The following is a 21,172-nucleotide window of genomic DNA, read 5'->3' as shown; positions in this document are numbered from 1 at the left end:
GTACGCCATCGCGCAGACGAGGACGGCCGCGAACAGCAGCAGGTCCGCGCGGTGCACCTGCCCCAGGCCACCGCCCTGGGCGAGCGCGAAGCCGACGGCGGCGAGTGCACCGAGCGCGGAGAACGCCCAGAACGCGCGCACCGGCCGCTCGCCGGTGCGCAGCACCGCGAGCACCGCGGTGGCCGCCGGCAGCAGCGCGATCACGACGATGCCGTGGCTGGCGGGCACCTCGGTGAGGGCGTACGTCGTCAACAGTGGGAAGCCCGCCACCACGCCGGCCGCGACCACGGCCAGACGAAGCCACTGGCGACCGCGGGGGAGCGCCTGCCGGGTGAGCGTGAGCGCCGTGGTGGCGAGGGCCGCGGCGACGACGGCCCGGCCCGCGCCGATGAAGAGCGGGGAGAGGTCCGCGACCGCGAGCCGGCTCAGCGGCACGGTGAAGGAGAAGGCGGCGACACCGAGGACGCCCCAGCCGAGGCCGGCCGGAAGGCTGGATAGCAGGTGCCGTCGAGAGACGATAGCGCTACTCTGTACTGACATGACTAGCGATAGCAGCGATCGGATCCTGCAGGCGCTGCGCACCTGGATCCACGACGCGCCCACCGGTGCGCAGGCTGCCGTCGAGCCGCGCCCTCGTCAGCGAGCACGCCGCCAGCCCGGTCACCGTGCAGAAGGCGCTGCGCCGGCTGGTGGCCGAGGGCCTCGTCGAGTCCCGGCCCGGCGTCGGCAGGCTTCGTGCGCGCCGTACGGCCCAGCCGCGGCGCGGACTTCGGCTGGCAGACCGCAGCGCTGCGCACGCCGCGCGCCCGGCTCGGCACCCTGCCCGGCCCGCTGCGCGACGCGCCGCCCGGCGCGATCGCCCTGCACGGCGGCTATCCCGGGCCCGAGTCTGCTGCCCGAGCGCCTGGTCCGCTCCGCGCTGGTGCGCGCCTCCCGCAGCGCCGCGGCGACCGGCCGCGCGCCCTCCGCCGGGCTGCCGGAGCCTGCGGGCGTGGTTCGCGGCCGAGCTCGCCGACGCGACGCCGGCCCACCTCGCGGCCGTGAGCGCCGCGGACGTCGCGATCGCCCCGGGCAGCCAGAGCGCGCTGTCCTCGATCTTCCGTGCACTCGTGGCGCCGGGCGCGGCGCTGCTGGTCGAGTCGCCGACGTACTGGGGCGCGATCCTCGCGGCGCAGCAGGCGGGCGTCGTACCGGTCCCGGTGCCGGCGCGCCCCGACGGTCCCGACCCCGAGGACCTCGACCGGGCGTTCCGGGAGACCGGGGCGCGGGCGTTCTACGCGCAGCCGAACTTCGCCAACCCCACCGGCGTGCAGTGGAGCCCGGAGCGGGCCGAGGAGGTGCTGGAGGTGGTCCGCCACCACGGTGCCTTCCTCGTCGACGACGACTGGGCGCACGACCTGGCCATCGACAGCGCGTCGCGCCCGGTCGCCGCGCTCGACGACGCCGGGCACGTGGTCTACCTGCGCACGCTGACCAAGAGCGTCTCGCCGGCCGTGCGGGTGGCGGCGGTGATCGCGCGCGGGCCGGCACGGGAGCGGATCCTGGGGGACCGGGCGGCGGAGTCGATGTACGTCAGCGGGCTGCTCCAGCAGGCCGCGCTGGAGGTGGTCAGCGACCCCGGCTGGCGCAGCCACCTGCGCCGGCTGCGGGTGCAAGCTGCGCGAGCGGCGGGGGCTGCTGCTGGACGCGTTGCGGCCGGTGCCGGGGATCTCCGTGGGCGTCGTACCGACCGGGGGACTGCACCTGTGGGCCCGGCTGCCCGACGGCACGGACGTCGAGCGCCTGGTCCGCGACTGCGCGGCCCGCGGCGTGTGGGTCTCCGGCGGGGACGAGTGGTTCCCGGCCGAGCCGTCGGGGGCCTTCCTGCGGCTCACCTTCACCGGCCCGGAGCCCGCGAGCCTACCCGGAAGCGGCCCGGGTCATCGGGGAGGTGGTGGCGGCCGACCCGGGCTCAGCGCACGCCTAGGGGGTCCAGGGCGCCCGCGCGTTTCAGGAGCGGCGCGCCGAGGGTTCCGTGCACGAGGACCGAGGCGGCGATGGTGAAGCCCACCGTCGCCCACATCCAGTCCGAGACCAGCGCGGGCGCCTCGCCCGCGGCGTAGGCGAGGTAGTAGACCGAGCCGATCCCGCGGACGCCGAAGAAGGCGATCGTCCAGCGCTGGGGGCGGTCGAGGCGCGGGTCCCGGACCAGGGCGAGGACCCCGGCCGCGGGCCGGACGAGGAGGATGAGCGCCAGGCCGGCGGCGACCCCGCGCCCGTCCAGGTCGGCGAGCAGCCCGCGGCTGATCGCGATGCCGAGGACCAGCAGGAGCAGCAGGGTGAGCAGCCGCTCCAGCCGCTCGACGACCTCGTGCATGGCGGCGTGGTAGTCGTGACTGCGCTCGGCGGAGCGGAAGGTCATCGCGCAGGCGAAGACGGCGAGGAAGCCGTAGCCGTGCGCGACCTCCGCGGCGCCGTACGCCGTGACGAGGGCGGCGAGCGCCGTCAGGGACTCGCCCCGCTCGGCGACCCGGAGCGAGGCCAGGCGAGAGCGGAAGGCGACCCGGGCCAGGGTGTGGCCGACCGCGATGCCGATCGCGATGCCGACGACGACCTTGCCGATGCCCTGCCAGGCGAGCCAGCCGGCCCACTCGGCGGGGCTGGTGTGCCCGAGCGCGAGGAAGAGGGCGGCGTAGACGAAGGGGAAGGCGAGGGCGTCGTTGAGACCGGCCTCGCTGGTGAGGGTGAAGCGGAGCTCGTCGGGCTCCTCGATCTCGTGCTCGACCGCCGTCTGGGGACCGGCGACCTGGACGTCGGAGGCCAGCACCGGGTCGGTGGGTGCCAGTGCCGAGCCGAGCAGCAGGGCCGCGGCGAGGCCGAGGCCCAGCGTCAGGCCCAGCACTGTCATCGCCGCGATGGTGAGCGGCATGGCGATGCCGAGCATCCGCCACGTCGAGCCCCACGAGCGCCAGGTGCTCCTCCTGAGCAGGCTCAGCGGCCGGTCGAGGGCGAGGCCCACGCCCATCAGCGACACGATCACCGCGAGACTCGGTGACGTGCTCGATGACGCCCCGGTTGGCGGCCGGGTCGAGCGGCATGCCGTCGGGCAGCGGCGTCAGGCCGATGAGGAGCCCGACCGCCAGCAGCACCATCGGTGCCGAGATCGCCCAGCGGTGCAGGAGCGCGGGCAGGACGATGGCGAGCAGGAGGCTGACGCCGGCGACGAGGTAGACGACGTCCGCCGTCACGGGCGGCCCCTCGCAGGCGTGTGGTCGTGGCTCATGGACGGGTGTTACCCGATCGGCACGAACTCCACCGTGTGAACGATCAGACGGTGTAGGCTCTTGAAGACGTGCACTCCGTCGTGGGCGCCGGAGGAGTTCGCCCGGTTGGTGTTGAAATAGAGCCGCCCGCCGCTGAGACCGACGCCCTCGATCTCGAACTTGGAGTACGTCGAGGAGGTGATCCGGAAGGAGAGGTTCTGGTCGGCGGTGGCGGTCGCCGTCCGGGCAGGGGTGATCGCGCGGTAGACGAGGACGATGCTGCGGTTGGCCTTGGTCAGCGGCACGTACAGCGTCTGCTTCGCGGCGTCGTAGAAGAAGCCCTGGTGCAGGAAGGTACCGATGTCCGAGACCGTCGCACCGTTGACACGGGCACTGGCGACATCGATCACGAAGGCCTTGGTGAGCGCGATCGTCCCGGTGTTCGCCCGCAGCGGCAGCGTGCCGTTGTAGACCTGGCGGCTGCTCTTGAAGAAGAACCGGATGGTGGTGCTGCTCACCGCGACCCGGGTGACACCCGAGGGCGCCGCGACCGCGCCGTTCAGCGTGATCTTGTAGGAGCCGACCTTGTAGTACGTCGTGCCGTCGTAGCGCAGGCTTCACCAGGCTGGGCGCCGGTCTTCTCCATGGTCACGACGAAGAAGTGGTGCTTGCCGTCGATGTCGACGATGGTCATGTCGTTGGCGTGCCCGAGCCAGGTGTTGTAGGCCCGCTTGTCGGTGCCGTTGGTCATCACGACCCGGGCGCCGGTCGTCTTGTTCACCCGGTAGATCACCGCGCGGCCGTCGTCGCTGGTCCGGTTCTTGATCGAGTAGAGGTACGTCGAGCCGGCCGCGAAGCCCTGGGCGCCCGTCGTGCCGCTGGTGTCGGGCGTGGGTGCGACGTCGCCGTAGGTGTTGTAGTACGCCGCCTGGGCGGCCGGGCCGGGCAGGACGGTCAGTCCGGCGAGGACCGCGACGAGGGCGAGGACCCGAGAGAGGATGCGCATGACGGTGCTCGTGCCCGCCCGGCCGACTACCCAAACGGCTCAGGCAGCGCCGCTCGGTCCCCGGCCGTCGTTGAGGATCGAGATCTTCTGCCAGATCTTCCGCTCCAGCGACACGGTCAGCGTCTCGACCGTGCTCACCGTGTCGAGCACGATCGCGTCGCGCGACTCCTCCGCACACAGGGCGGCGGCCTTGCCGATGAGGCTCAGCGCCTCGGAGCAGTAGTCGAGGTAGTGCTCGAGACTCGTCGGGCGTGAGGTCCATCGCGACGCTGCGCTCGGTCGGGCTGAACGACGAGCGCAGGCGCTCGGGGTCCTTGGTGGCTGGTGCATGTCGACGATGTGCGCCATCGAGCGGAGCCGGTGCAGGAGGTCGAGCAGTCCGGCACGCTGCAGGCGCTCGGGCACCGAGTAGAGGAACCAGATCGCCAGCGCGGCGAACACCAGGTCGTTGACGCCGCTCTCCAGCAGCGGCACCCACTCCAGGCCCTGGTCGGGGGCGTCGGCGACGGCCGCACGGGCCGCGAGGACGAGCAGCGCGACGGTGGCGGCGAGCACGGCCAGGATGCCGACCCGGGACGCCGGACGCAGCCAGCCACGGCGCCCACGGGCGCTCGCGGTGGAGGAGGCGACCTCGGAGACCAGACTCGGCGAGGCTGGCCGACGACGCGGTGCAGCCCGCGGCCGGGGAAGCGCGCCTCGATCCGCTGCTCCAGGCGATGCACGGTGGCCAGGACCGGGGCGGCCTGCACCTTCTCCAGGGACGACACGAGGCGTAAGCCTACGATGGTCGGCATGGCTCTCGCCGTGCTCGACTGTGCCCACTTCGCGGCCGGGGAGTGCCGGTCCTGCACCTGGCTCGGGCGCCGGTACGACGACCAGGCTGGTCGCCAAGGATGCCGCCGCCCGCACGCTCGTGGGCACCCCGGGCCCGGCCTGGGAGGTGCCGGTCACCAGCCGGCCGCACGGCTTCCGCAACAAGGCCAAGATGGTCGTCGGCGGCACGGTCGAGGCGCCGACCCTCGGCATCCTCGACCCCACCGGCGTGGGCGTGGACCTGCGCGACTGCGCGCTGCACACGCCGGGGATCGAGGCCGCGCTGCCGGTGCTCGCCGAGCTGGTCACCCGAGCCGGGCTGACGCCCTACGACGTGGCGTCCACGGTGCCCGTGAGCCAGCGCGGCGAGCTCAAGCACGTGCTGGTGACCGAGTCCCCGGACGGGGAGCCTGATGGTGCGCCTGGTGCTGCGCTCGACCGCCACCGAGGCACGGGTGCGCAAGCACCTGCCGTGGCTGCGCGAGCGGCTGCCTGCGCTGCGGGTGCTGACGCTCAACATCCAGCCCGAGCACCGCGCCGTCCTCGAGGGCGAGCGGGAGGTCGTGCTCACCGAGGAGGAGACGCTGCCGATGCGGCTGGGTGGTCCGGGTGGTCCGGGTGGCCCGGCTGGTCCGGGCGGCATCGTGCTGCACCTGCGCCCGCGCAGGCTTCTTCCAGACCAACACCGACGTGGCCGCCGAGGCTCTACGCGCTGGCGGCCAAGTGGACCGCGGACCTCGCTCCGCGCCGCGTGGTCGACCTCTACTGCGGGGTCGGCGGCTTCGCGTTGCACCTGGCCGCGCCCGGCCGCGCCGTCACCGGGATCGAGATCAGCGCCGACGCGATCGCCAGTGCCGAGCGCTCCCGCGACGAGGCGGGCCTGCCCGGTGAGATCGCGTTCGCCACGGGCGATGCGACCTCACCCGAGCACGCGGCGCTCCTAGCCGGCGCCGACCTGGTCGTGGTCAACCCGCCGCGACGTGGGCTTGGTGCGGACCTGGTGGGCCGGTTGGAGGAGTCCGGGGCCGGTCACGTGCTCTACTCCAGCCTGCAACCCCGAGACCCTGGCGCGCGACCTGGCCGGCCTCGCGTCGTACCGCGTCGTGCGGGGACGGCTGCTCGACATGTTCCCGCAGACCCCGCACGCCGAGGTGCTGGTGCTGCTGAGCCGCTCCTGAGCGCCACGCAACTACCGAATTCGTCACGGAACGGGCCGGGACACGACAAATTCGGTAGTTGCGTCGCCGGGCCCGAGTCAGCGCAGCGAGTACGTCGCGAGCGAGACGCCGACGTAGTGCGCCACGAAGGCGGCGATGGTGAAGCCGTGGAAGATCTCGTGGAAGCCGAACACGCGCGGCGAGGGGTTCGGCCACTGGAAGCCGTAGACCAGGCCGCCCAGCGTGTAGAGCGCCCCACCGACCGCGATCAGCACGAAGATGGCGATGCCGATGCCCAGCCCGAGCGCGGTCGCACCGTCGAAGAAGGCCGGGATGAAGAAGATCGCGGCCCACCCGAGCGCGATGTAGATGGGGGCGGAGAGCCAGCGCGGCGCGGTCGGCCAGAACAAGCTTGAAGCCGATGCCGAGCAGCGCCCCGGTCCACACCGTCGAGAGCATCACCACCCGCGAGGTGCCGTCGAGCAGGATCAGCGCGAACGGCGTGTAGGAGCCGGCGATGAACAAGAAGATGTTGGAGTGGTCGAACCGGTTGAGGATCTGCCAGACCTTCGGTGACCAGGTGCCGCGGTGGTAGAGCGCGGAGGTGCCGAAGAGCAGGAGCGCCGAGCCGGCGTACAGCGCCGATCCGATCTTGGTGGTCGCCGTGGGAGACAGGCAGATCAGCACGATGCCGGCGGCGAGGACGAGGGGAGTGGACACGAGATGGATCCAGCCCCGGAGCCTTCGGCTTGATGTCCGCGATGGTCTCGCTGGTTTGCTCGCCGAGGTCGTCCAGCCGGGAGCGGACCTTGCCGTTCGCGTGGTGGATGGCCTGGTTCATGCCCCGAGCCTAGCGGTCACCGCGAGACGCCACGCCGGCCGGACGAGCGTGATCTCACGCTCATCCGGCCGCCGAGAACCGACCGGTCGGAGGTGGTGTCAGTGCGTGTGCGGAGGCACCGTGGCGCCCTCGGACGGCTGCACGATGACGAAGCCCTGCCCCTGGAAGGCGACCTGGAACGCCTCGCCCGAGCCGCGGCCGATGAGCGAGCCGGCGGTGAACGTCGAGCGGATCGACGTCTGCAGGTGGACCGACCAGGCGACCAGCGCCTGGGCGTCGGCGAAGGTCGGCGCCTCGGCCGGGTTGAGCACGACCGGGTCACCGTCGGTGGTGATCGCCACCCAGCCGGTGCCGCGCAGGGTGGTGTTGAACAGGCCGCCCGCGGCGATGCTGCCGCCCTTGACCCGCTCCACGTTCCAGTCCAGGCCGGCCGAGAAGGCGAGCACGTTCTTGCCGTTGACCGACAGGCCGCTGTTCTGCAGGCTGCAGGATGTGCACCTCGTCGGCGGCGTCGGCGAGGAAGACGTCGCCCGGCCCTCGACCCGCATGAGGGACAGGCCCTCACCGGTGAAGGCCTTCTTGAGGAACTTGGCCGCTCCGCCGCCCTGGTAGGCGAAGTTCACGTTGCCCTGGTAGGCGACCATCGCGCCCTGCTTGGCCATGAACGGCTCGGTGATGCGCACCCGGAGCAGACGCTTGTTCTGCAGCACCGCGCCGGCGCCCTCGACCTCGGTGAAGCGGCCGTCGATCAGGCTGCCGGAGATGCCGGCGAAGGCGTCCGCGGGCACCTGCACGTTCGCCGGTCCGCCGAACGACGGCGCGGGCTGCTGCTGCGCCCACGGCTGCTCGGCCGGCTGGTGGCCCTGCGGCTGGAACTGCGGCTGCTCCTGCTGGAACGGGGGCTGCTCCTGGGGCTGCTCCTGGGGCTGGCCCTGGGGCTGGCCCTGGTCGGCGTAGGCCGCCTCGGTCGCCGGCTGCTCGGACTGCGCCTGACCCGCGTCGGCACCGCCCGCGGCCGGGTCGCCGTTGAGCGGCGAGGTCGACTGGACCCCGCTGTCGGAGACGTGGTCGGTCCACTGGGAGCCGTCCCAGTAGCGGAGCTCGTGGCGGCCGGTGGGGTCCGGATGCCAGGCAGGCTGCGGTCATCGTCGTGGTACCTCTCTGGTTGTGGTGCCGGTCGGCCGCGGCACGGCGCGGCCGTTGCGGCTCATCGTGTCAGCCCGGTGGTCGCCCTGGAAGGGCGCGGGCGCCGGATCCGGTTCGGCGCCCCACGGACGGAGGCCGGGTGGCCTACGATCGAGAGGTGGCGGACTGGAAGCGGGGTCTACGGCGGGTGCTCTACCCCGCCTACGAGGCGCGCATGCTTCGGCGGATGCCCGACAGCCTCCCGCAGCACATCGGGGTGATGCTCGACGGCAACCGCCGGTGGGCCAAGGCCGTGGGCCGCGACACCGCCCACGGGCACCGCGCCGGCGCCGCCAACATCGAGCCGCTGCTGACCTGGTGCGACGAGGTCGGCATCAAGGTGGTCACCCTGTGGCTGCTGTCCACCGACAACCTCAACCGTCCCGCCCGTGAGCTCGAGCCGCTGCTCGAGATCATCGTCGAGGCGGTCGACTCCCTGGCCGACCAGCGCCGCTGGCGGCTGCACCCGGTGGGTGCCCTCGACCTGCTGCCCGACTCGGCCGCCAAGCGGCTCAAGACCGCCGCGGAGGCCACTGCCGACGTCGAGGGGATGATCGTCAACGTCGCCGTCGCCTACGGCGGGCGCCGCGAGATCGCCGACGCCGTGCGCTCCCTGCTCTCCGAGCACGCCGCGAAGGGCACCCCGCTCGACGAGCTCGCGCAGGCTCATCGACATCGAGCACATCGAGGACCACCTCTACACCAAGGGACAGCCCGACCCCGACCTCGTCATCCGTACGTCGGGGGAGCAGCGCCTCGGTGGCTTCCTGCTCTGGCAGAGCGCGAAGTCGGAGTTCTACTTCTGCGAGGCCTACTGGCCCGACTTCCGCCGCGTCGACTTCCTCCGCGCGATCCGGGCCTATGCCCAGCGGGAGCGCCGCTTCGGCTCCTAGCGCCGCTCGCGCGGGACGACGGCGTCGAGCAGGCCGGGAAAGGCCGCGTCCAGCGCGTCCTCCCGCAAGGTGTTGAGCGCGGCCGTGCCCTCGCGCGTGGTGCTGATCACCCCGGCCTCGCGCAGGGTCTTGAAGTGGTGGCTCAGCGTGTTCTTCGCGACAGCGACGTCGAAGGTGCCGCAGGCGACGGGAGCCTCGCTCGACCGGAGCCTGGCGGACCAGACCCAACCGGACGGGGTCGGCCAGCGCCCGCAGCACGGTCACGACGTCGAGTCTCCATGACGCGAGCCTACTGTGTTGTTCCATGAATGTGGAACAACGGCTACGTTAGTTCTATGACAGTCGAACAACGGCGGATCTCGGTCGTCGTGCTCGCCCCGGCCGCGTCCTTCCTGGTGTACGCGGACAGCACGATCGTCAACCTCACGCTCACCCGGCTCACCGGCGATCTCGGTGCCACCCGCGCCGAGCCTGGAGTGGACCATCAACGCCTACACCCTCGGCTTCGGGGCAGCGATGCTCGGCGCGGGCGCCCTCACCGACGCGCTCGGCGCCCGGCGGGCCTTCGTCGCCGGGCTGGTCGTGCTCACCGCGGCGTCGGCGGCCTGTGCCGCCGCGCCGACGATGCTCGTGCTCGACGTGTCGCGGGCGGTCCAGGGTGTCGGTGCCGCCCTGCTCCTGCCCAGGCTCGCTGGTGCTCGCCACGTCCACCGCCGCCGACGAGCACGCGCGGCACCGCGCGCTCGGCTGGTGGGCCGCGGCCGGCGGGATCGGGATGGCGGCCGGACCGCTGCTCGGCGGCCTGCTCGTGTCCGCGCTGGACTGGCGTGCGGTGTTCGGCGTCAACGTGGTCGTCGGTCTGCCGGCCGTGGTCGTGGCCCTGCGCGTCGTACCCGACCTCGCGCGTCGCCCGCGACGGGCCGACGTGCAGGGGATGGCCGCGGCCACGCTCCTCATCGGCGGCCTCGTGTTCGGGCTGATCGAGGCGCCCGCCCAGGGCTGGAGCGCGCCGGGCGTGCTCGTCGCCCTCGGGCTGGCGGTGGCCGGGCTCGCCGCCTTCGTGCACACCGCGCGCACCTCGGCGGCGCCCCTGCTGCCCGCCGCGGTGTACGCCGACCGGGGGTTCGGCTCGTCGGCCGTCCAGGGGGTGCTGCTCAACTTCACCTTCTACGGCCTGCTCTTCGGGCTCAGCCTGACGCTCCAGCAGGGCCGTGGCCTCGACGCCGTGACCACCGGGCTGCTCTTCCTGCCGCTGACCGGGCTGATCTCCCTCGGCAACCTGCGGGCCGCGGCGGCCAGCCGACGCTTCGGGCGGGGCGCCGTCGTCGCCGCCGGACAAGCAGGCCTCGCCGTGTCGCTGGTGGCCGTCGCCCTCACCAGTCGGGCGGAGGCGGAGTGGCCGCTCGTGCTGGCCCTGCTGCCGGTCGGCCTGACGGCCGGGCTGGTGGTGCCGACGCTGACCGCGCAGTCCCTCGCCGCCGTGCCCGTCGCACTGCACGGCGCCGCCTCGGCCGTCTTCAACTCCTCCCGGCAGGTCGGCGCCGCCGTGGGTGTCGCCGTCTTCGGTCCGCTCCTCGGCACCGGCCGCGCGCTGCACGACGGGTTCGAGCGCTGCGTGCTGATCGGCGCCGGTGCGATCCTCGTCTCGTTGCTGGTCGGCCTGGCCGTGGGCAGCGGGGGCCGGCTGCGAGGCGGTGGCTACGCTCGGGAGTCGTGAGCACCACCCCCCAGCCGGCGAGCAAGCCCTCCAAGCCGATCACGCTGCTGACCGTCGAGCGCACGCACCGGCTGACGCCGGGCATGGTCCGCATCGACTTCTCCGGCGACCTCGCAGCCTTCGCCGGCAGCGACTTCACCGACCGCTACGTCGAAGCTCGTCTTCGGCGACCCGGCCGAGCCTGGAGAACGGCGGCCGGCCGACCCTGCGCACCTACACCGCACTGGCGCCCGACGTCGCCGCCGGGACCCTGTCCATCGACTTCGTCGTGCACGGCGACGAGGGGATCGCCGGCCCGTGGGCTGCGGCCGCGCAGCCGGGCGACACCATCGCGGTGCGTGGTCCCGGGGGCGCCTACGCTCCCGACCCGGCCGCCGACTGGCACCTGCTCGCCGGCGACGAGGCCGCGATCCCGGCCATCCGCCAGGCACTCGCCGCGCTGCCCGCCGACGCGCAGGGGTACGTCGTGCTGCAGGTCGACGGAGCGTCGTACCAGCAGGACGTGGAGGTGCCCGCCGGTGTCGAGCCTGACCTGGCTGCACCGCTCCGACCCCGCGCACCCCTCGCTCGCCGACGCCGTCCGCGCGCTGCCGTGGCGTGAGGGCCGCGTGCACGCCTTCGTGCACGGCGAGGGCCAGCAGGTGATGCGCGAGATCCGTCCGTACCTGCTCAAGGAGCGCGCCGTCCCGCGCGACGACGTCTCCGTCTCGGCGTACTGGAAGCAGGGCCGCACCGAGGAGACCTTCCGCGAGTGGAAGTCCGCGCTAGCCGCAGAGGAGAGCACCGCATGAGCACCCCCACCCGTCTGTTCCGCACGGTCGCGATCGCCGAGGCGATCACCTGGACCGGCCTGCTGGTCGGGATGTTCCTCAAGTACGTCACCGAGACCACCGAGCCTGGGGGTGCGCGTCTTCGGCATGCTCCACGGCGTCGTCTTCGTCGCCTACGTCGTCACGACCGCCGTCGTGTGGGTGGACCGTCGCTGGTCCGCCGGCCGGGGGCTGCTCGCGCTGGTCGCGGCGGTCCCGCCGCTGGCGACCCTGCCGCTGGAGTGGTGGGCGGCGCGCAAGGGCTGGCTCGGCGACACGTGGCGGCTCCCGCAGGGTGCGGGCAGGCTCTGCCCCGGACCGCGCGGTCGGCTGGCTGCTCACGAACCCGCTGCGCGGGCTGGCCGTGGCGGTGGCCGTCGTGGCCGTGCTGACCGGGGCCGCCCTGGTCGTGGGTCCGCCCGGGTCCTGACGGAACCGGTCCGGCTCGGCCTCCGTCGCACGAGCATGATGGATCGTCGCGACACCCTCCGCCTGGTCCTGCTCGCCCTGGGGGCGACCGCGCTGACCTCCTGCTCGGGCGGCGGCACGCCGCGGCCCGCGGGGACGGACATCGAGTCTGGTGTCCTCCGACGTACGGCGTGCAGCCGGCGATCCCAGCCTGGTCCCCGCGGTGGTGGCGGGCCTCGACACCCTGGCCGGCGGTCTGTACGACGGCCTGCGCACCACCGGCGCCAACGTGGTCCTCTCGCCGTACTCCGTCCTGGTCGCACTGGGCATGACGCTCGCGGGCGCGGCCGGCACGACGGCGGCCGAGATGCGCCACGTCCTCGGAGCCGGTGCCCTCGGCGAGCGGTGGCACAAGGGTCTCAACGCGCTCACCTCCGGGATCGACGCGCTGGCGGGGGAGCAGGAGCGTGGAGACGGCTCGAAGGCCGAGCTCGCCCTGGCGACGGCGAACCAGGCTCTTCGGCCAGCGCGGCGTGGCCTGGTCGGCGGACTTCGTGGACCTGCTGGCGAAGGAGTACGGCGCAGCGCTGCGCGGCGTCGACTTCCGGGGCGCGACCGAGGAGGCGCGGGTCCTCGTCAACGACTGGGTCGAGGAGCGGACCGAGGACCGGATCGTCGACCTGCTCGCGGAGGGCGTGCTGACCACCGACACCCGGCTGGTCCTGGTGAACGCGATCTACCTCAAGGCGCCGTGGGAGGAGCCCTTCGAGAAGGGCCTGACCGCGAGGGGCGACTTCCACCGCGCCGACGGCTCGAGCGTGGCGGCCGACCTGATGCGCAACCCGTCGGCCTCCGGCACCCTCCGGACGGGCCCGGGCTGGCGCGCGCTCACCGTGCCGTACGCCGGGCGGGGGACCGCGATGACGATCGTGCTGCCCGACCCGGGGCGGTTCGCCGCGGTCGAGCGGCAGGCGGCGGAGCACGGCTTCGCGGCGTTCACGACCGGCGGGAGGCACGCCGCGGTCGACCTGACCCTGCCGCGCTGGACCTCTCGCACGAGCGCCTCGCTCGTCGAGAGCCTGCAGTCGCTCGGGATGCGGACCGCCTTCACCGACGCCGCGGACCTCAGCCCGATGACGCAGCAGCACCTCGACCTCGTCGTCTCCGACGTGGTGCACCAGGCCTTCGTCGCCGTCGACGAGGAGGGCACCGAGGCTGCGGCCGCGACGGCGGCGGTGGTCGCGGCGACCGCGGTCCCGGTGACCGAAGAATTCAGGGTGGACCGTCCCTTCCTCTTCACGATCCACGACATCGAGCACGGCACGCCGTTGTTCGTCGGGCGCGTGACCGACCCCACCTCCGCGGGGTCCTAAACCCCTGCCCGGCCTCATTTCAGCGAAAGACGGGTTTACGTTCCCCGGCCGTTCACCTGGGACCACCCGATCGGCCTTCCACCGCCGTCACCGTTCCGGAGGTCGCGCTGCCCGGCGCGCCATCTCCACAGGCCCACTCGGGGTGCCACGACTGAGGACGACGTGTGACGAGCCTGCCCCTTTCGGATCCGAGCGCGCCCGAAGCGTCCCCGCGCCGCATCTCGCGCAGGCCTTCGGGCGGGGACGCCGTCTTCGTCAACGTCTTCCGCGTCGTCGGCGCCTCCATGCTGGTGATCACCGGCGGCGTCGGCATCTTCCTCGCCGCGCAGATGGTGCCGACCTTCCGGCACTACGGCATCCAGTTCCTCACCACCGCTCGCTGGCAGCCGGAGTTCGACCTGCTCGGCATCGCCGGCGTCCTGGTCGGCACCGTCACGATCGCGCTCCTGGCCATGTCCGTGGCCTTCCCGCTGGCCCTGCTGACGGCGCTGTTCATCACCGAGTACGCGCCCAACCGGATCAAGGGCTTCCTGGTCTCCCTGGTGGACCTGATGGCGGCGGTGCCGTCGATCGTCTACGGCCTGTGGGGCTTCTTCCTGATGATGCCGCACGTCGCGGAGCCTGGCGTACTGGCTGCAGCGCAACTTCGGCTGGATCCCGTTCTTCGAGGTCAGCGGCACCGACCCGGACAGCCCCGTCTGGCTGCCGTCGCGGTACGTCGCGAGCTCGCTCTGCGCCGCCGTACCGGTCGCCATGATGGTGCTGCCGATGGCCTGCGCGATCATGCGGCAGGTCTTCTCGCAGACCCCGCCGGGTGAGCGGGAGGCCGCACTGGCGCTGGGCGCGACCCGCTGGGGCGTGATCACCTCGGTCGTCCTGCCCTTCGGCCGCGGCGGCATCATCGGCGGCACCATGCTCGGCCTGGGCCGGGCGCTCGGTGAGACGATCGCGGTCGCGCTGATCATCTCCCCGGCCTTCGAGATCAAGTGGCACGTGCTGGAGGTCGGTGCGATCTCGGTCAGGCTCGCTCATCGCGATCCAGTTCAGCGAGGCCAGCCCCTCGCAGGCTCTCGGCCCTGCTGGCCGCCGGCTTCGTGCTCTTCCTGCTGACCCTGGTCGTCAACACCTGCGCGGCGATGATCGTCAACCGCAGCCGGTCCGGAGCGGACGCCGACGCATGAGCACCACGACCACGACGCACACCGGCACGACCGGCACCACGCACCTGCCCGTCCGCGACGACGACGCCCCGCCCGCCGTACCCCGGCTGGCGATCGGCTCTCCCAACGCCGACGAGTCTCTACGTCCGGATCGGCGCCTGGGTCGCCGCGGCCGCCGTCGCCTGGCTGATCACCCAGCGCTTCCTGCCGCTGGCGGGCGTGCCCTGGTTCCTCATCGTCTTCTTCGTCGCCGGCGTGGTGATGACCGCGCTGCTCACCACGATGACGAGCACCTGGGTCGAGGTGAAGGACCGGGTCGCCGGAACGATCGTCACCGGTGCCGCGCTCGTCGTCGGTGCCGCGCTGGTCTCGACGATCGTGTTCGTGCTGCTGCGCGGGCGCCACGCGCTGCCGCACCCGAACTTCTTCTTCGACGACATGGCCGGCGTCGACCCCAAGGCAGGCTTCGACCGCGGCGGCGTCGCCCACGCGATCACCGGCTCGCTCATCCAGCCTCGGCCTCGCGCTGCTCGTCACGCTGCCGCTCGGCATCGGCACGGCCGTCTTCATGACCGAGGTCGGCGGCCGGTTCGCCCGGATCGTGCGCACCGTCGTCGAGGCGATGACGGCGCTGCCGTCCATCGTTGCGGGCCTGTTCATCTACGCGGTGCTGATCCTCACCCTGGACGTCCCTCCGTCGGGTTTCGCTGCGGGCATGGCGATCTCGGTGATGATGCTGCCGATCATCGCCCGCGCCTCCGACGTGGTGCTCCGGGTCGTCCCGGGCACGCTGCGCGAGGCCAGCCTGGCGCTGGGCGCGAGCCGCTGGCGCACCGTGTGGCACGTCGTGCTGCCGACCGCCCGGCCCGGCCTCGCCACGGCGGTGATCCTCGGCGTGGCCCGCGGCATCGGCGAGACGAGCCCGGTGCTGCTCACCTCGGGCGCGGCCAACTTCATGGTCTCCAACCCGTTCGGCGGGGCGATGAACTCGCTGCCGCTCTACATCTACAACGGCGCCCGCAGCGGCGAGCCGGCGCTCATCGACCGCGCCTTCGGGGCCGCGGCGGTGCTGATGCTGCTCGTCCTCGTGCTGTTCGTCATCGCCCGGCTCATCGCCCGCCCCGCCGGCAACCGGTCGGGCCCGGGCCTCCTCAAGCGCGCGGCGCGCGCCCTCACCGCACCTCTGAACAACCGGAGCAGGCTCATGATGTCCGCCCGCCGTACGACGCTCGCGATCCTCGCCGCCGTCGGGCTCCTCACCGTCCTCACCGGCCCGGCCGGGACCAGCGCCACGGGCGCGCCCGCCCAGCGGGCCGCGGCGTACGCGACGATCGAGGGGAAGGGCTCGACCTGGTCCAAGCCGATGGTCGACAAGTGGATCGGCGACGTCGACAGCAAGGGCATGAAGGTCGTCTACAGCGGCGTCGGCTCGAGCGCCGGCCGCAAGGCCTTCGCCGACGGCACCGTCGACTACGCCATCTCCGAGATCCCCTACCAGGGCAACGACGAGAAGAGCGGCCAGGCCGACAAGAGCGACCGGCCCTACGCCTACCTGCCCATCGTCGCGGGCGGCACGTCGTTCACCTACCAGGCTCAAGATCGGCAACCAGCAGGTCCGCAACCTGCGCCTGTCCGGCGAGACGATCACCAAGATCTTCACCAACCAGATCACCAACTGGTCCGACGCCGCGATCAGCAAGGACAACAACGGCCGGAAGTTCCCCAGCCTGCCGATCACCCCCCGTCGTCCGCTCCGACGGCTCCGGCACCACGGCCCAGTTCACCCGCTGGATGGACGCCGAGTACCCCTCGATCTGGCGCCCCTACTTCGGCAAGTCCGGCCTCACGTCGTACTTCCCCAAGAAGGGCAACCAGACCGCGCAGGCCGGCTCGGACCAGGTGATGAACACGATCAAGGGCTTCGCGGGCAACGGCACGATCGGCTACGTCGAGTACGCCTACCCGAAGAACGCCGGCTACCCGGTGGTCAAGGTGCTCAACAAGGGCGGCTTCTTCGTCGAGCCCACGACCTTCAACGTGGCTGTGGCGCTGACGAAGGCGACCATCGACAGGACCACGCTGACCCAGCGAACTCGACGGGGTCTACCGCAACCCGGACCCGCGGGCCTACCCGCTGTCGTCGTACTCCTACATGATCATCCCGACCGGGGCCGACGACCCGCGGATGACGACCGCGAAGCGCCAGACGCTGGCGGACTTCCTCTACCACTCGCTGTGCCAGGGGCAGGGCGACGCCGGTGACTACGGCTACTCGCCGCTGACGCTCAACCTGGTCTCGGCCGGCTTCGACCAGGTCAAGAAGCTCAAGGCCGCCGACAACGGCGTGGTGCTGACCAACCGCGACGTGAAGTCCTGCAACAACCCGACCTTCGACGGCAAGAACCTCAGCCACAACGTGCTGACCGACAAGGCACCGCAACCGGCCGCCTGCGACAAGGTCGGGCAGGGCCCCTGCACGACGGGGACCGGGACCGGCGCCCCGTCGACGGACCAGAAAGGCGGTCCGGGCACGACGGGCGGCACCGGCACCGGCGGCGCGACCGGATCAGGAGGCACCGGGACAGCCGGCGCGGGCGGACCGGCGACGGGCACCGCACCCGTCGTTGACCCGGAGACCGGTGCCGTCATCCCGGGCTCCGGCACGACCGGCGTCACCGTCGCCGGTGGCGACGTCTACGCCAACCCGCTGCTCGTCTCCGACCGGCCCTCGGACAGCCGGACCTTCGGCTGGCTGGCGGTGATCGAGTCGATCGCGCTGGTGGTGCTGCCGGGTCTCTTCGTGTCGGTGCTGCGCCGGCGCCGCGCGGCCGGAGCGGGCCGGTGAGCGCGCGCCGCCGCGTGCTCGGCGTCCTCGCCGTGGCCGCCGTCGCGCTCGCCGTCCTGCCCGGCGCCCCCTCGGCCGACGCCGGTCCCGCCTCGTCCGCCGTCACCGTCGCCGCCGCGGGCGGCTACACCCGGACCAAGACGGTGAGCCGCGACGTGCTCGACGTCAACGGCAACCCGGACGCGGGCCTGTCGTCGTCGTACGACATGACGGTCAGGGCGGACCGCACCACCGACCTGCGCGGTCGCGAGCGGGTGCACATCTCCTGGAGCGGCGCCCGGCCCAGCGCCGGCCGCGCCAGCAACCCCTACGGCGAGAAGGGGCTCCTGCAGGAGTACCCCGTCGTGATCATGCAGTGCCGGGGGCGCGACGACGCCGACCTGCCCCTCAAGGACCGGGTCCGCCCGGAGACCTGCTGGACCTCCTCGGTCGCGCAGCGCAGCCAACGGCTGACCTCGCGGGCGGAGTCCACCTGGCTGGCCGACCGGTACGCCGACCCGGCGGACCGGCAGCCGGTCTCGGGCATCGACCCGTTCCCCGCGGACGCCTGCAAGGGCCTCGACTCACCCGTGGCCAACACCCACCTGACCGCCTTCGTCGCCAAGTCCGGCAAGTCCTACCCGGCGTGCGCGGCGGACAAGATGCCGCCGGAGGCAGGCATCGACGCGGCCTTCCCGCCCTCGGAGCTGGCGGCCTTCACCGACCCCGAGGGCAACGGATCGGTGCAGTTCGAGGTGCGCTCCGACGTCGAGAACGAGTCGCTCGGCTGCTCCGACAAGGTGGCTTGCTCGATCGTCGTCGTACCGATCCTCGGGATCAGCCTGCGACAAGCCGGCCGGCACCACGCTGACCTCGACCGACCGCGCCTGCCGCAAGGGCGGCCGGCTTCCGGTGGGCTCCAGCAACTTCGCCGACGAGGGCGTCGACCAGGCCGTCTCGCCGTCGCTGTGGTGGTCGGCGTCCAACTGGCGCAACCGCTTCAGCATCCCGGTCACCTTCGGCCTGCCGGCCGGCGTGTGCGACATCCTCGACCCGCGCGCGCCCACCAAGTTCTTCGGCTCCGGCTGATGGCTCAGGCCGCGCTGCAGTGGGCGCCGGCGTACTGCCTGCGCAAGGACCGGTTCAACTTCGCGCTCAGCCAGATGCCCGACAACGCGGGCTGGGAGAACATGGAGGGCGGCTCGGGCCCGGCCGCGTTCGTCTCCTCCGAGCACGCCCAGGCTCGGCGCCGACCCCGTCGGGTACGCCCCGACCGCGATCACCGGCTTCAGCGTCGGCTACACCATCGACCGGCCCGACAACGGCGGCGAGTACGACCGGCTGCGGCTCAACGCACGCCTGATCGCCAAGTCTGCTCACCCAGAGCCTACCTCGGCTCCGACCTCGGTCGCGGGCATCCCGGCATGTCCGGCAACCCCCTGGCGCTGATGTCGGACCCCGAGTTCGTCTCCCTCAACAAGGGGCTGAGCCAGAACGCGCAGGAGGCCGGCGCGACGCTGCTGTCGCTCTCGGTGTCCTCGGACCTGATCCGCCAGATCACCGCGTACATCGCCCAGGACGCCGACGCGATGGACTTCATCGCCGGCAAGCCCGACCCGTGGGGGATGAAGATCAACCCGTCGTACCAGGGCCTGGAGTCGCCGCGCGACGAGTGGCCGCTGCTCGACACCTACGTCCCGCAGACGCAGAACGAGTGCCTGAAGCAGAACCCGACGGTCTACTTCACCCAGTCTCGCCTCGCCGGTCTCGACGCTGCGCACGATCGCGGACGCGCTCATCGACTCCTGGCCGAACGTGCAGACCCGCTGCGACTACGACACCGCGACCGCGACGTACAAGCCTGGGCCGCAAGGACCGCCAGAACTACGGCACCCGCTTCATGCTCGGCCTGGTGAGCCTCGGTGACGCCGACCGCTTCGGGATGCGCTCCGCGGCCCTGCAGACGACCGCCGGGACGTACGTCGCGCCCAGCCCGGGCACGCTCGCCAAGGCGGTCTCGCTGATGCACCAGGCCAAGAAGTACGAGCCCTTCGCGGTGTCCCAGAAGGACGTCGTCGCCGCCGGCACCGCCTACCCGGGCACGATGGTGGTCTACACGACCGCGCGGATGCGCAACCTGGACAAGGCCCAGGCCAAGCAGGTCGCGAGCCTTCGTCCGGATCGCGACGACCGAGGGCCAGGTGCCCGGTCGCGGCAACGGCGACCTGCCGGGTGGCTACCTGCCTCTGCGCAAGTCCGGTGTGACCGCGCAGATGTGGCGCGCCGCGCAGGAGACGGCCGACGCGATCGAGGCGCAGCGGGTGCCCGCGACGACGAAGCCGCCGACGAAGACCCCCGACGGCACCAAGAACCCCGCCACCGGCACGCCGCCCTCCGGCGCGGCCGGTGACGCTCCCGCCACCGCCGCCGGAGGCGACCCCGCCAAGACCGCGGCGGGCAAGCCCACGACCACGACCGACCAGGCTCGTCGAGACCGCGGCGACCCCGCGGAAGAAGTCGGACCTCGGCAACGTGCTGCTGCCCGCCCTGTTCGTCGTGGGTGCGCTCGCCATCGCCAGGCTCCGTGGTGTCCCAGGCTCGTCGGTCGCCGCCGGAGCGCCGGATGACCGCGACCGTGACGCCTCCGGAGACCCCGGAGACCCCGGAGGTCCCGGAGCAGGCGAGCCTGCGGGTGGCGCCCGCGCGGCGGGCCGAGCGCCCGCCGCGGGCCCCGCGCCCACCCGCGCAGGGCACGGCCGCGATGTGGTCGAGCATCTCCACGATGATCGCGCTGCTGTGCGTGTGGGCCCTCCTGCACGTGCTCGTGCTCGCCCAGATCTCCCACGCCCGCTCGCAGGACCTGCTGTTCAAGGAGTTCCGGGTCGAGTCTCGCGGCAGCGACGGCGCCGATCGACGGCACCGCGGAGCCCGGATCGCCCGTGGCGATCCTGCGGATCCCCAAGGCTGGACGTGGAGCAGGTCGTCGTCGAGGGAACCGCACCCGGCGACCTGTTCGCCGGGCCCGGGCACCTGCGCAGCACCGTGCTCCCCGGCCAGGCCGGGACGTCGCTCGTCTACGGCCGCGCGGCGACGTACGGCGGCCCGTTCGGGCGCCTCGACGAGCCTGCGCGCGGGGGACCGGATCGAGGTCACCATGGGGCAGGGCGAGGTGGCCTTCACCGTGCTCGGCCTGCGCCGCTCCGGTGACCCCAGCCCGCAGCCGGCCAAGCCCGGTGCAGCCCGGCTCACCCTGGTGAGCGCCGAGGGTGCGGGGCGGTTCTCCGGGCTCCGCCCGGGCGAGGCGATCTACGTCGACGCCGAGGCGCCGAAGGGACAACCGGCGTCGGGCAGGTACGGGCCCGCCGTACCGGACTCGGAGAAGGTGATGGCCCGCGGCGTGGAGTCCCTCCCGTCGGTCTGCCTCGGTCTGCTCCTCCTCCTCGCCCTGACGCTCGGCGTCATCGCGGCGCGGCTGCGGTGGTCGGTGGGCCTGGTGTGGGTCGTCGCCGCACCGGTCGCCATCGCGCTCGCGTGGTTCACGACGGACGCCGCCATGCGGCTGATCCCCAACCTGATCTGACCGACCGCACCGACTGCTCCACCTGCACCACCCATCCGAGAAGTACCCAACATCCCGAGGAAGAGAAAAAGATGTCTGTACGCAGAACTGTCGCGGGTGCGCTGACCGGCGCCCTCGTGACCAGCGCGCTGCTCGCGGCAAACGCGCCGTCCGCGCACGCCGCG

At 72.6% G+C, this 21,172-nt stretch carries 26 protein-coding genes and 5 pseudogenes; 22 read left to right on the top strand and 9 right to left on the bottom strand.

Features of this window, described 5'->3' with window-relative positions:
• The first annotated feature begins 51 nt into the window (after window positions 1-51).
• Both G5V59_RS13395 and G5V59_RS13390 read left to right on the top strand, forming a co-directional pair.
• Window positions 52-498, top strand: coding sequence for a hypothetical protein (locus G5V59_RS13395; protein WP_278256770.1), 447 nt, complete (start codon window positions 52-54; stop codon window positions 496-498).
• A gap of 107 nt (window positions 499-605) precedes the next feature.
• Window positions 606-1,565: pseudogene (locus tag G5V59_RS13390) on the top strand (aminotransferase class I/II-fold pyridoxal phosphate-dependent enzyme); the annotation flags it as partial.
• A 386-nt stretch (window positions 1,566-1,951) separates the two neighbouring features.
• On the opposite strand, the gene G5V59_RS13385 reads toward G5V59_RS13390, so the two are convergent.
• The 4 genes from G5V59_RS13385 to G5V59_RS13370 form a co-directional block, all read right to left on the bottom strand.
• A complete protein-coding gene (locus G5V59_RS13385) occupies window positions 1,952-3,004 on the bottom strand; it encodes a cation:proton antiporter (RefSeq protein WP_278259835.1) in 1,053 nt (350 codons plus the stop codon).
• 267 nt (window positions 3,005-3,271) lie between these two features.
• Window positions 3,272-3,760 (bottom strand): hypothetical protein, encoded by a 489-nt coding sequence (locus tag G5V59_RS13380; protein WP_278256769.1) that lies wholly within the window; start codon window positions 3,758-3,760, stop codon window positions 3,272-3,274.
• A gap of 41 nt (window positions 3,761-3,801) precedes the next feature.
• Window positions 3,802-4,248, bottom strand: a complete 447-nt coding sequence (locus G5V59_RS13375) for a hypothetical protein (protein ID WP_278256768.1) — start codon at window positions 4,246-4,248, stop codon at window positions 3,802-3,804.
• A 39-nt stretch (window positions 4,249-4,287) separates the two neighbouring features.
• A complete protein-coding gene (locus G5V59_RS13370) occupies window positions 4,288-4,803 on the bottom strand; it encodes a hypothetical protein (RefSeq protein WP_278256767.1) in 516 nt (171 codons plus the stop codon).
• Window positions 4,804-5,040: 237 nt separating this feature from the next.
• Between G5V59_RS13370 and G5V59_RS13365 the strand changes: the two genes are divergently transcribed.
• The 3 genes from G5V59_RS13365 to G5V59_RS13355 are packed head-to-tail and all read left to right on the top strand — an operon-like array spanning window position 5,041 to window position 6,239.
• Window positions 5,041-5,475, top strand: a complete 435-nt coding sequence (locus G5V59_RS13365; RefSeq protein WP_278256766.1) for a hypothetical protein — start codon at window positions 5,041-5,043, stop codon at window positions 5,473-5,475.
• Window positions 5,475-6,005: a hypothetical protein gene (locus tag G5V59_RS13360; protein WP_278256765.1), complete on the top strand. Its 531-nt coding sequence runs from the start codon at window positions 5,475-5,477 to the stop codon at window positions 6,003-6,005. The genes G5V59_RS13365 and G5V59_RS13360 overlap by 1 nt, the downstream gene beginning before the upstream one ends.
• A gap of 45 nt (window positions 6,006-6,050) precedes the next feature.
• Window positions 6,051-6,239 (top strand): hypothetical protein, encoded by a 189-nt coding sequence (locus G5V59_RS13355; RefSeq protein ID WP_278256764.1) that lies wholly within the window; start codon window positions 6,051-6,053, stop codon window positions 6,237-6,239.
• A gap of 77 nt (window positions 6,240-6,316) precedes the next feature.
• Here the strand turns inward: G5V59_RS13355 and G5V59_RS13350 are convergent, their stop codons facing one another.
• The 4 genes and pseudogenes from G5V59_RS13350 to G5V59_RS13335 all read right to left on the bottom strand — a co-directional run bounded on the left by G5V59_RS13350 (window position 6,317) and on the right by G5V59_RS13335 (window position 8,205).
• Entirely contained in the window at window positions 6,317-6,628 is a 312-nt protein-coding gene (locus tag G5V59_RS13350) for a hemolysin III family protein (protein WP_278256763.1), read from the bottom strand.
• Window positions 6,629-6,698: 70 nt separating this feature from the next.
• Window positions 6,699-6,905 (bottom strand): annotated as a pseudogene (locus tag G5V59_RS13345) (hemolysin III family protein); the annotation flags it as partial.
• A 252-nt stretch (window positions 6,906-7,157) separates the two neighbouring features.
• Complete coding sequence (locus tag G5V59_RS13340) at window positions 7,158-7,703, bottom strand: AIM24 family protein (protein WP_278259834.1); 546 nt, start codon at window positions 7,701-7,703, stop codon at window positions 7,158-7,160.
• Entirely contained in the window at window positions 7,621-8,205 is a 585-nt protein-coding gene (locus G5V59_RS13335; RefSeq protein WP_278256762.1) for a hypothetical protein, read from the bottom strand. Before G5V59_RS13335 ends, G5V59_RS13340 begins: the two co-directional genes overlap by 83 nt.
• Before the next feature lie 214 nt (window positions 8,206-8,419).
• On the opposite strand from G5V59_RS13335, the pseudogene G5V59_RS13330 reads away from it, so the two are divergent.
• Together G5V59_RS13330 and G5V59_RS13325 are read left to right on the top strand one after the other, a co-directional pair.
• Window positions 8,420-9,137 (top strand): annotated as a pseudogene (locus tag G5V59_RS13330) (isoprenyl transferase).
• Window positions 9,138-9,284: 147 nt separating this feature from the next.
• On the top strand, window positions 9,285-9,419 hold the full coding sequence (locus G5V59_RS13325) for a hypothetical protein (RefSeq protein ID WP_278256761.1): 135 nt from the start codon (window positions 9,285-9,287) through the stop codon (window positions 9,417-9,419).
• Between the two features lie 156 nt (window positions 9,420-9,575).
• Here the strand turns inward: G5V59_RS13325 and G5V59_RS13320 are convergent, their stop codons facing one another.
• Window positions 9,576-9,842 (bottom strand): hypothetical protein, encoded by a 267-nt coding sequence (locus tag G5V59_RS13320; RefSeq protein WP_278256760.1) that lies wholly within the window; start codon window positions 9,840-9,842, stop codon window positions 9,576-9,578.
• Here G5V59_RS13320 and G5V59_RS13315 point away from each other — a divergent pair.
• From G5V59_RS13315 to G5V59_RS13245, 15 genes and pseudogenes are all read left to right on the top strand, one after another.
• The gene (locus tag G5V59_RS13315) at window positions 9,832-10,854 is read left to right on the top strand and encodes an MFS transporter (protein ID WP_278256759.1); all 1,023 of its coding nucleotides are present in this window, start codon (window positions 9,832-9,834) and stop codon (window positions 10,852-10,854) included. The genes G5V59_RS13320 and G5V59_RS13315 overlap by 11 nt on opposite strands.
• Complete coding sequence (locus G5V59_RS13310) at window positions 10,769-11,455, top strand: siderophore-interacting protein (protein WP_341350935.1); 687 nt, start codon at window positions 10,769-10,771, stop codon at window positions 11,453-11,455. Before G5V59_RS13315 ends, G5V59_RS13310 begins: the two co-directional genes overlap by 86 nt.
• Window positions 11,355-11,645: pseudogene (locus G5V59_RS13305) on the top strand (SIP domain-containing protein); the annotation flags it as partial. The gene G5V59_RS13310 and the pseudogene G5V59_RS13305, both read left to right, overlap by 101 nt.
• Before the next feature lie 126 nt (window positions 11,646-11,771).
• A pseudogene (locus G5V59_RS13300) lies at window positions 11,772-11,861 on the top strand (DUF3817 domain-containing protein); the annotation flags it as partial.
• 599 nt (window positions 11,862-12,460) lie between these two features.
• Complete coding sequence (locus G5V59_RS13295; protein WP_341350934.1) at window positions 12,461-13,444, top strand: serpin family protein; 984 nt, start codon at window positions 12,461-12,463, stop codon at window positions 13,442-13,444.
• A 284-nt stretch (window positions 13,445-13,728) separates the two neighbouring features.
• The gene (locus G5V59_RS13290) at window positions 13,729-14,262 is read left to right on the top strand and encodes a hypothetical protein (RefSeq protein ID WP_278256756.1); all 534 of its coding nucleotides are present in this window, start codon (window positions 13,729-13,731) and stop codon (window positions 14,260-14,262) included.
• Entirely contained in the window at window positions 14,228-14,554 is a 327-nt protein-coding gene (locus G5V59_RS13285; RefSeq protein ID WP_278256755.1) for an ABC transporter permease subunit, read from the top strand. The genes G5V59_RS13290 and G5V59_RS13285 overlap by 35 nt, the downstream gene beginning before the upstream one ends.
• Window positions 14,451-15,176, top strand: a complete 726-nt coding sequence (locus G5V59_RS13280) for a hypothetical protein (RefSeq protein WP_278256754.1) — start codon at window positions 14,451-14,453, stop codon at window positions 15,174-15,176. The genes G5V59_RS13285 and G5V59_RS13280 overlap by 104 nt, the downstream gene beginning before the upstream one ends.
• Entirely contained in the window at window positions 15,173-16,507 is a 1,335-nt protein-coding gene (locus tag G5V59_RS13275) for an ABC transporter permease subunit (RefSeq protein ID WP_278256753.1), read from the top strand. The genes G5V59_RS13280 and G5V59_RS13275 overlap by 4 nt, the downstream gene beginning before the upstream one ends.
• A complete protein-coding gene (locus G5V59_RS13270) occupies window positions 16,396-16,866 on the top strand; it encodes a substrate-binding domain-containing protein (RefSeq protein ID WP_278256752.1) in 471 nt (156 codons plus the stop codon). The genes G5V59_RS13275 and G5V59_RS13270 overlap by 112 nt, the downstream gene beginning before the upstream one ends.
• Window positions 16,790-17,449: a hypothetical protein gene (locus G5V59_RS13265; protein WP_278256751.1), complete on the top strand. Its 660-nt coding sequence runs from the start codon at window positions 16,790-16,792 to the stop codon at window positions 17,447-17,449. Before G5V59_RS13270 ends, G5V59_RS13265 begins: the two co-directional genes overlap by 77 nt.
• Window positions 17,446-19,344: a hypothetical protein gene (locus tag G5V59_RS13260; RefSeq protein WP_278256750.1), complete on the top strand. Its 1,899-nt coding sequence runs from the start codon at window positions 17,446-17,448 to the stop codon at window positions 19,342-19,344. The genes G5V59_RS13265 and G5V59_RS13260 overlap by 4 nt, the downstream gene beginning before the upstream one ends.
• Complete coding sequence (locus G5V59_RS13255; protein WP_278256749.1) at window positions 19,341-19,838, top strand: hypothetical protein; 498 nt, start codon at window positions 19,341-19,343, stop codon at window positions 19,836-19,838. Before G5V59_RS13260 ends, G5V59_RS13255 begins: the two co-directional genes overlap by 4 nt.
• On the top strand, window positions 19,835-20,635 hold the full coding sequence (locus G5V59_RS13250) for a hypothetical protein (protein ID WP_278256748.1): 801 nt from the start codon (window positions 19,835-19,837) through the stop codon (window positions 20,633-20,635). Before G5V59_RS13255 ends, G5V59_RS13250 begins: the two co-directional genes overlap by 4 nt.
• Window positions 20,583-21,008: a hypothetical protein gene (locus G5V59_RS13245; RefSeq protein ID WP_278256747.1), complete on the top strand. Its 426-nt coding sequence runs from the start codon at window positions 20,583-20,585 to the stop codon at window positions 21,006-21,008. Before G5V59_RS13250 ends, G5V59_RS13245 begins: the two co-directional genes overlap by 53 nt.
• Window positions 21,009-21,172 lie beyond the last annotated feature (164 nt).

The organism is Nocardioides convexus, assembly GCF_011090295.1.
Note: the sequence above shows the minus strand (reverse complement) of the source record. Positions and strands in the feature narration are given on the sequence as shown.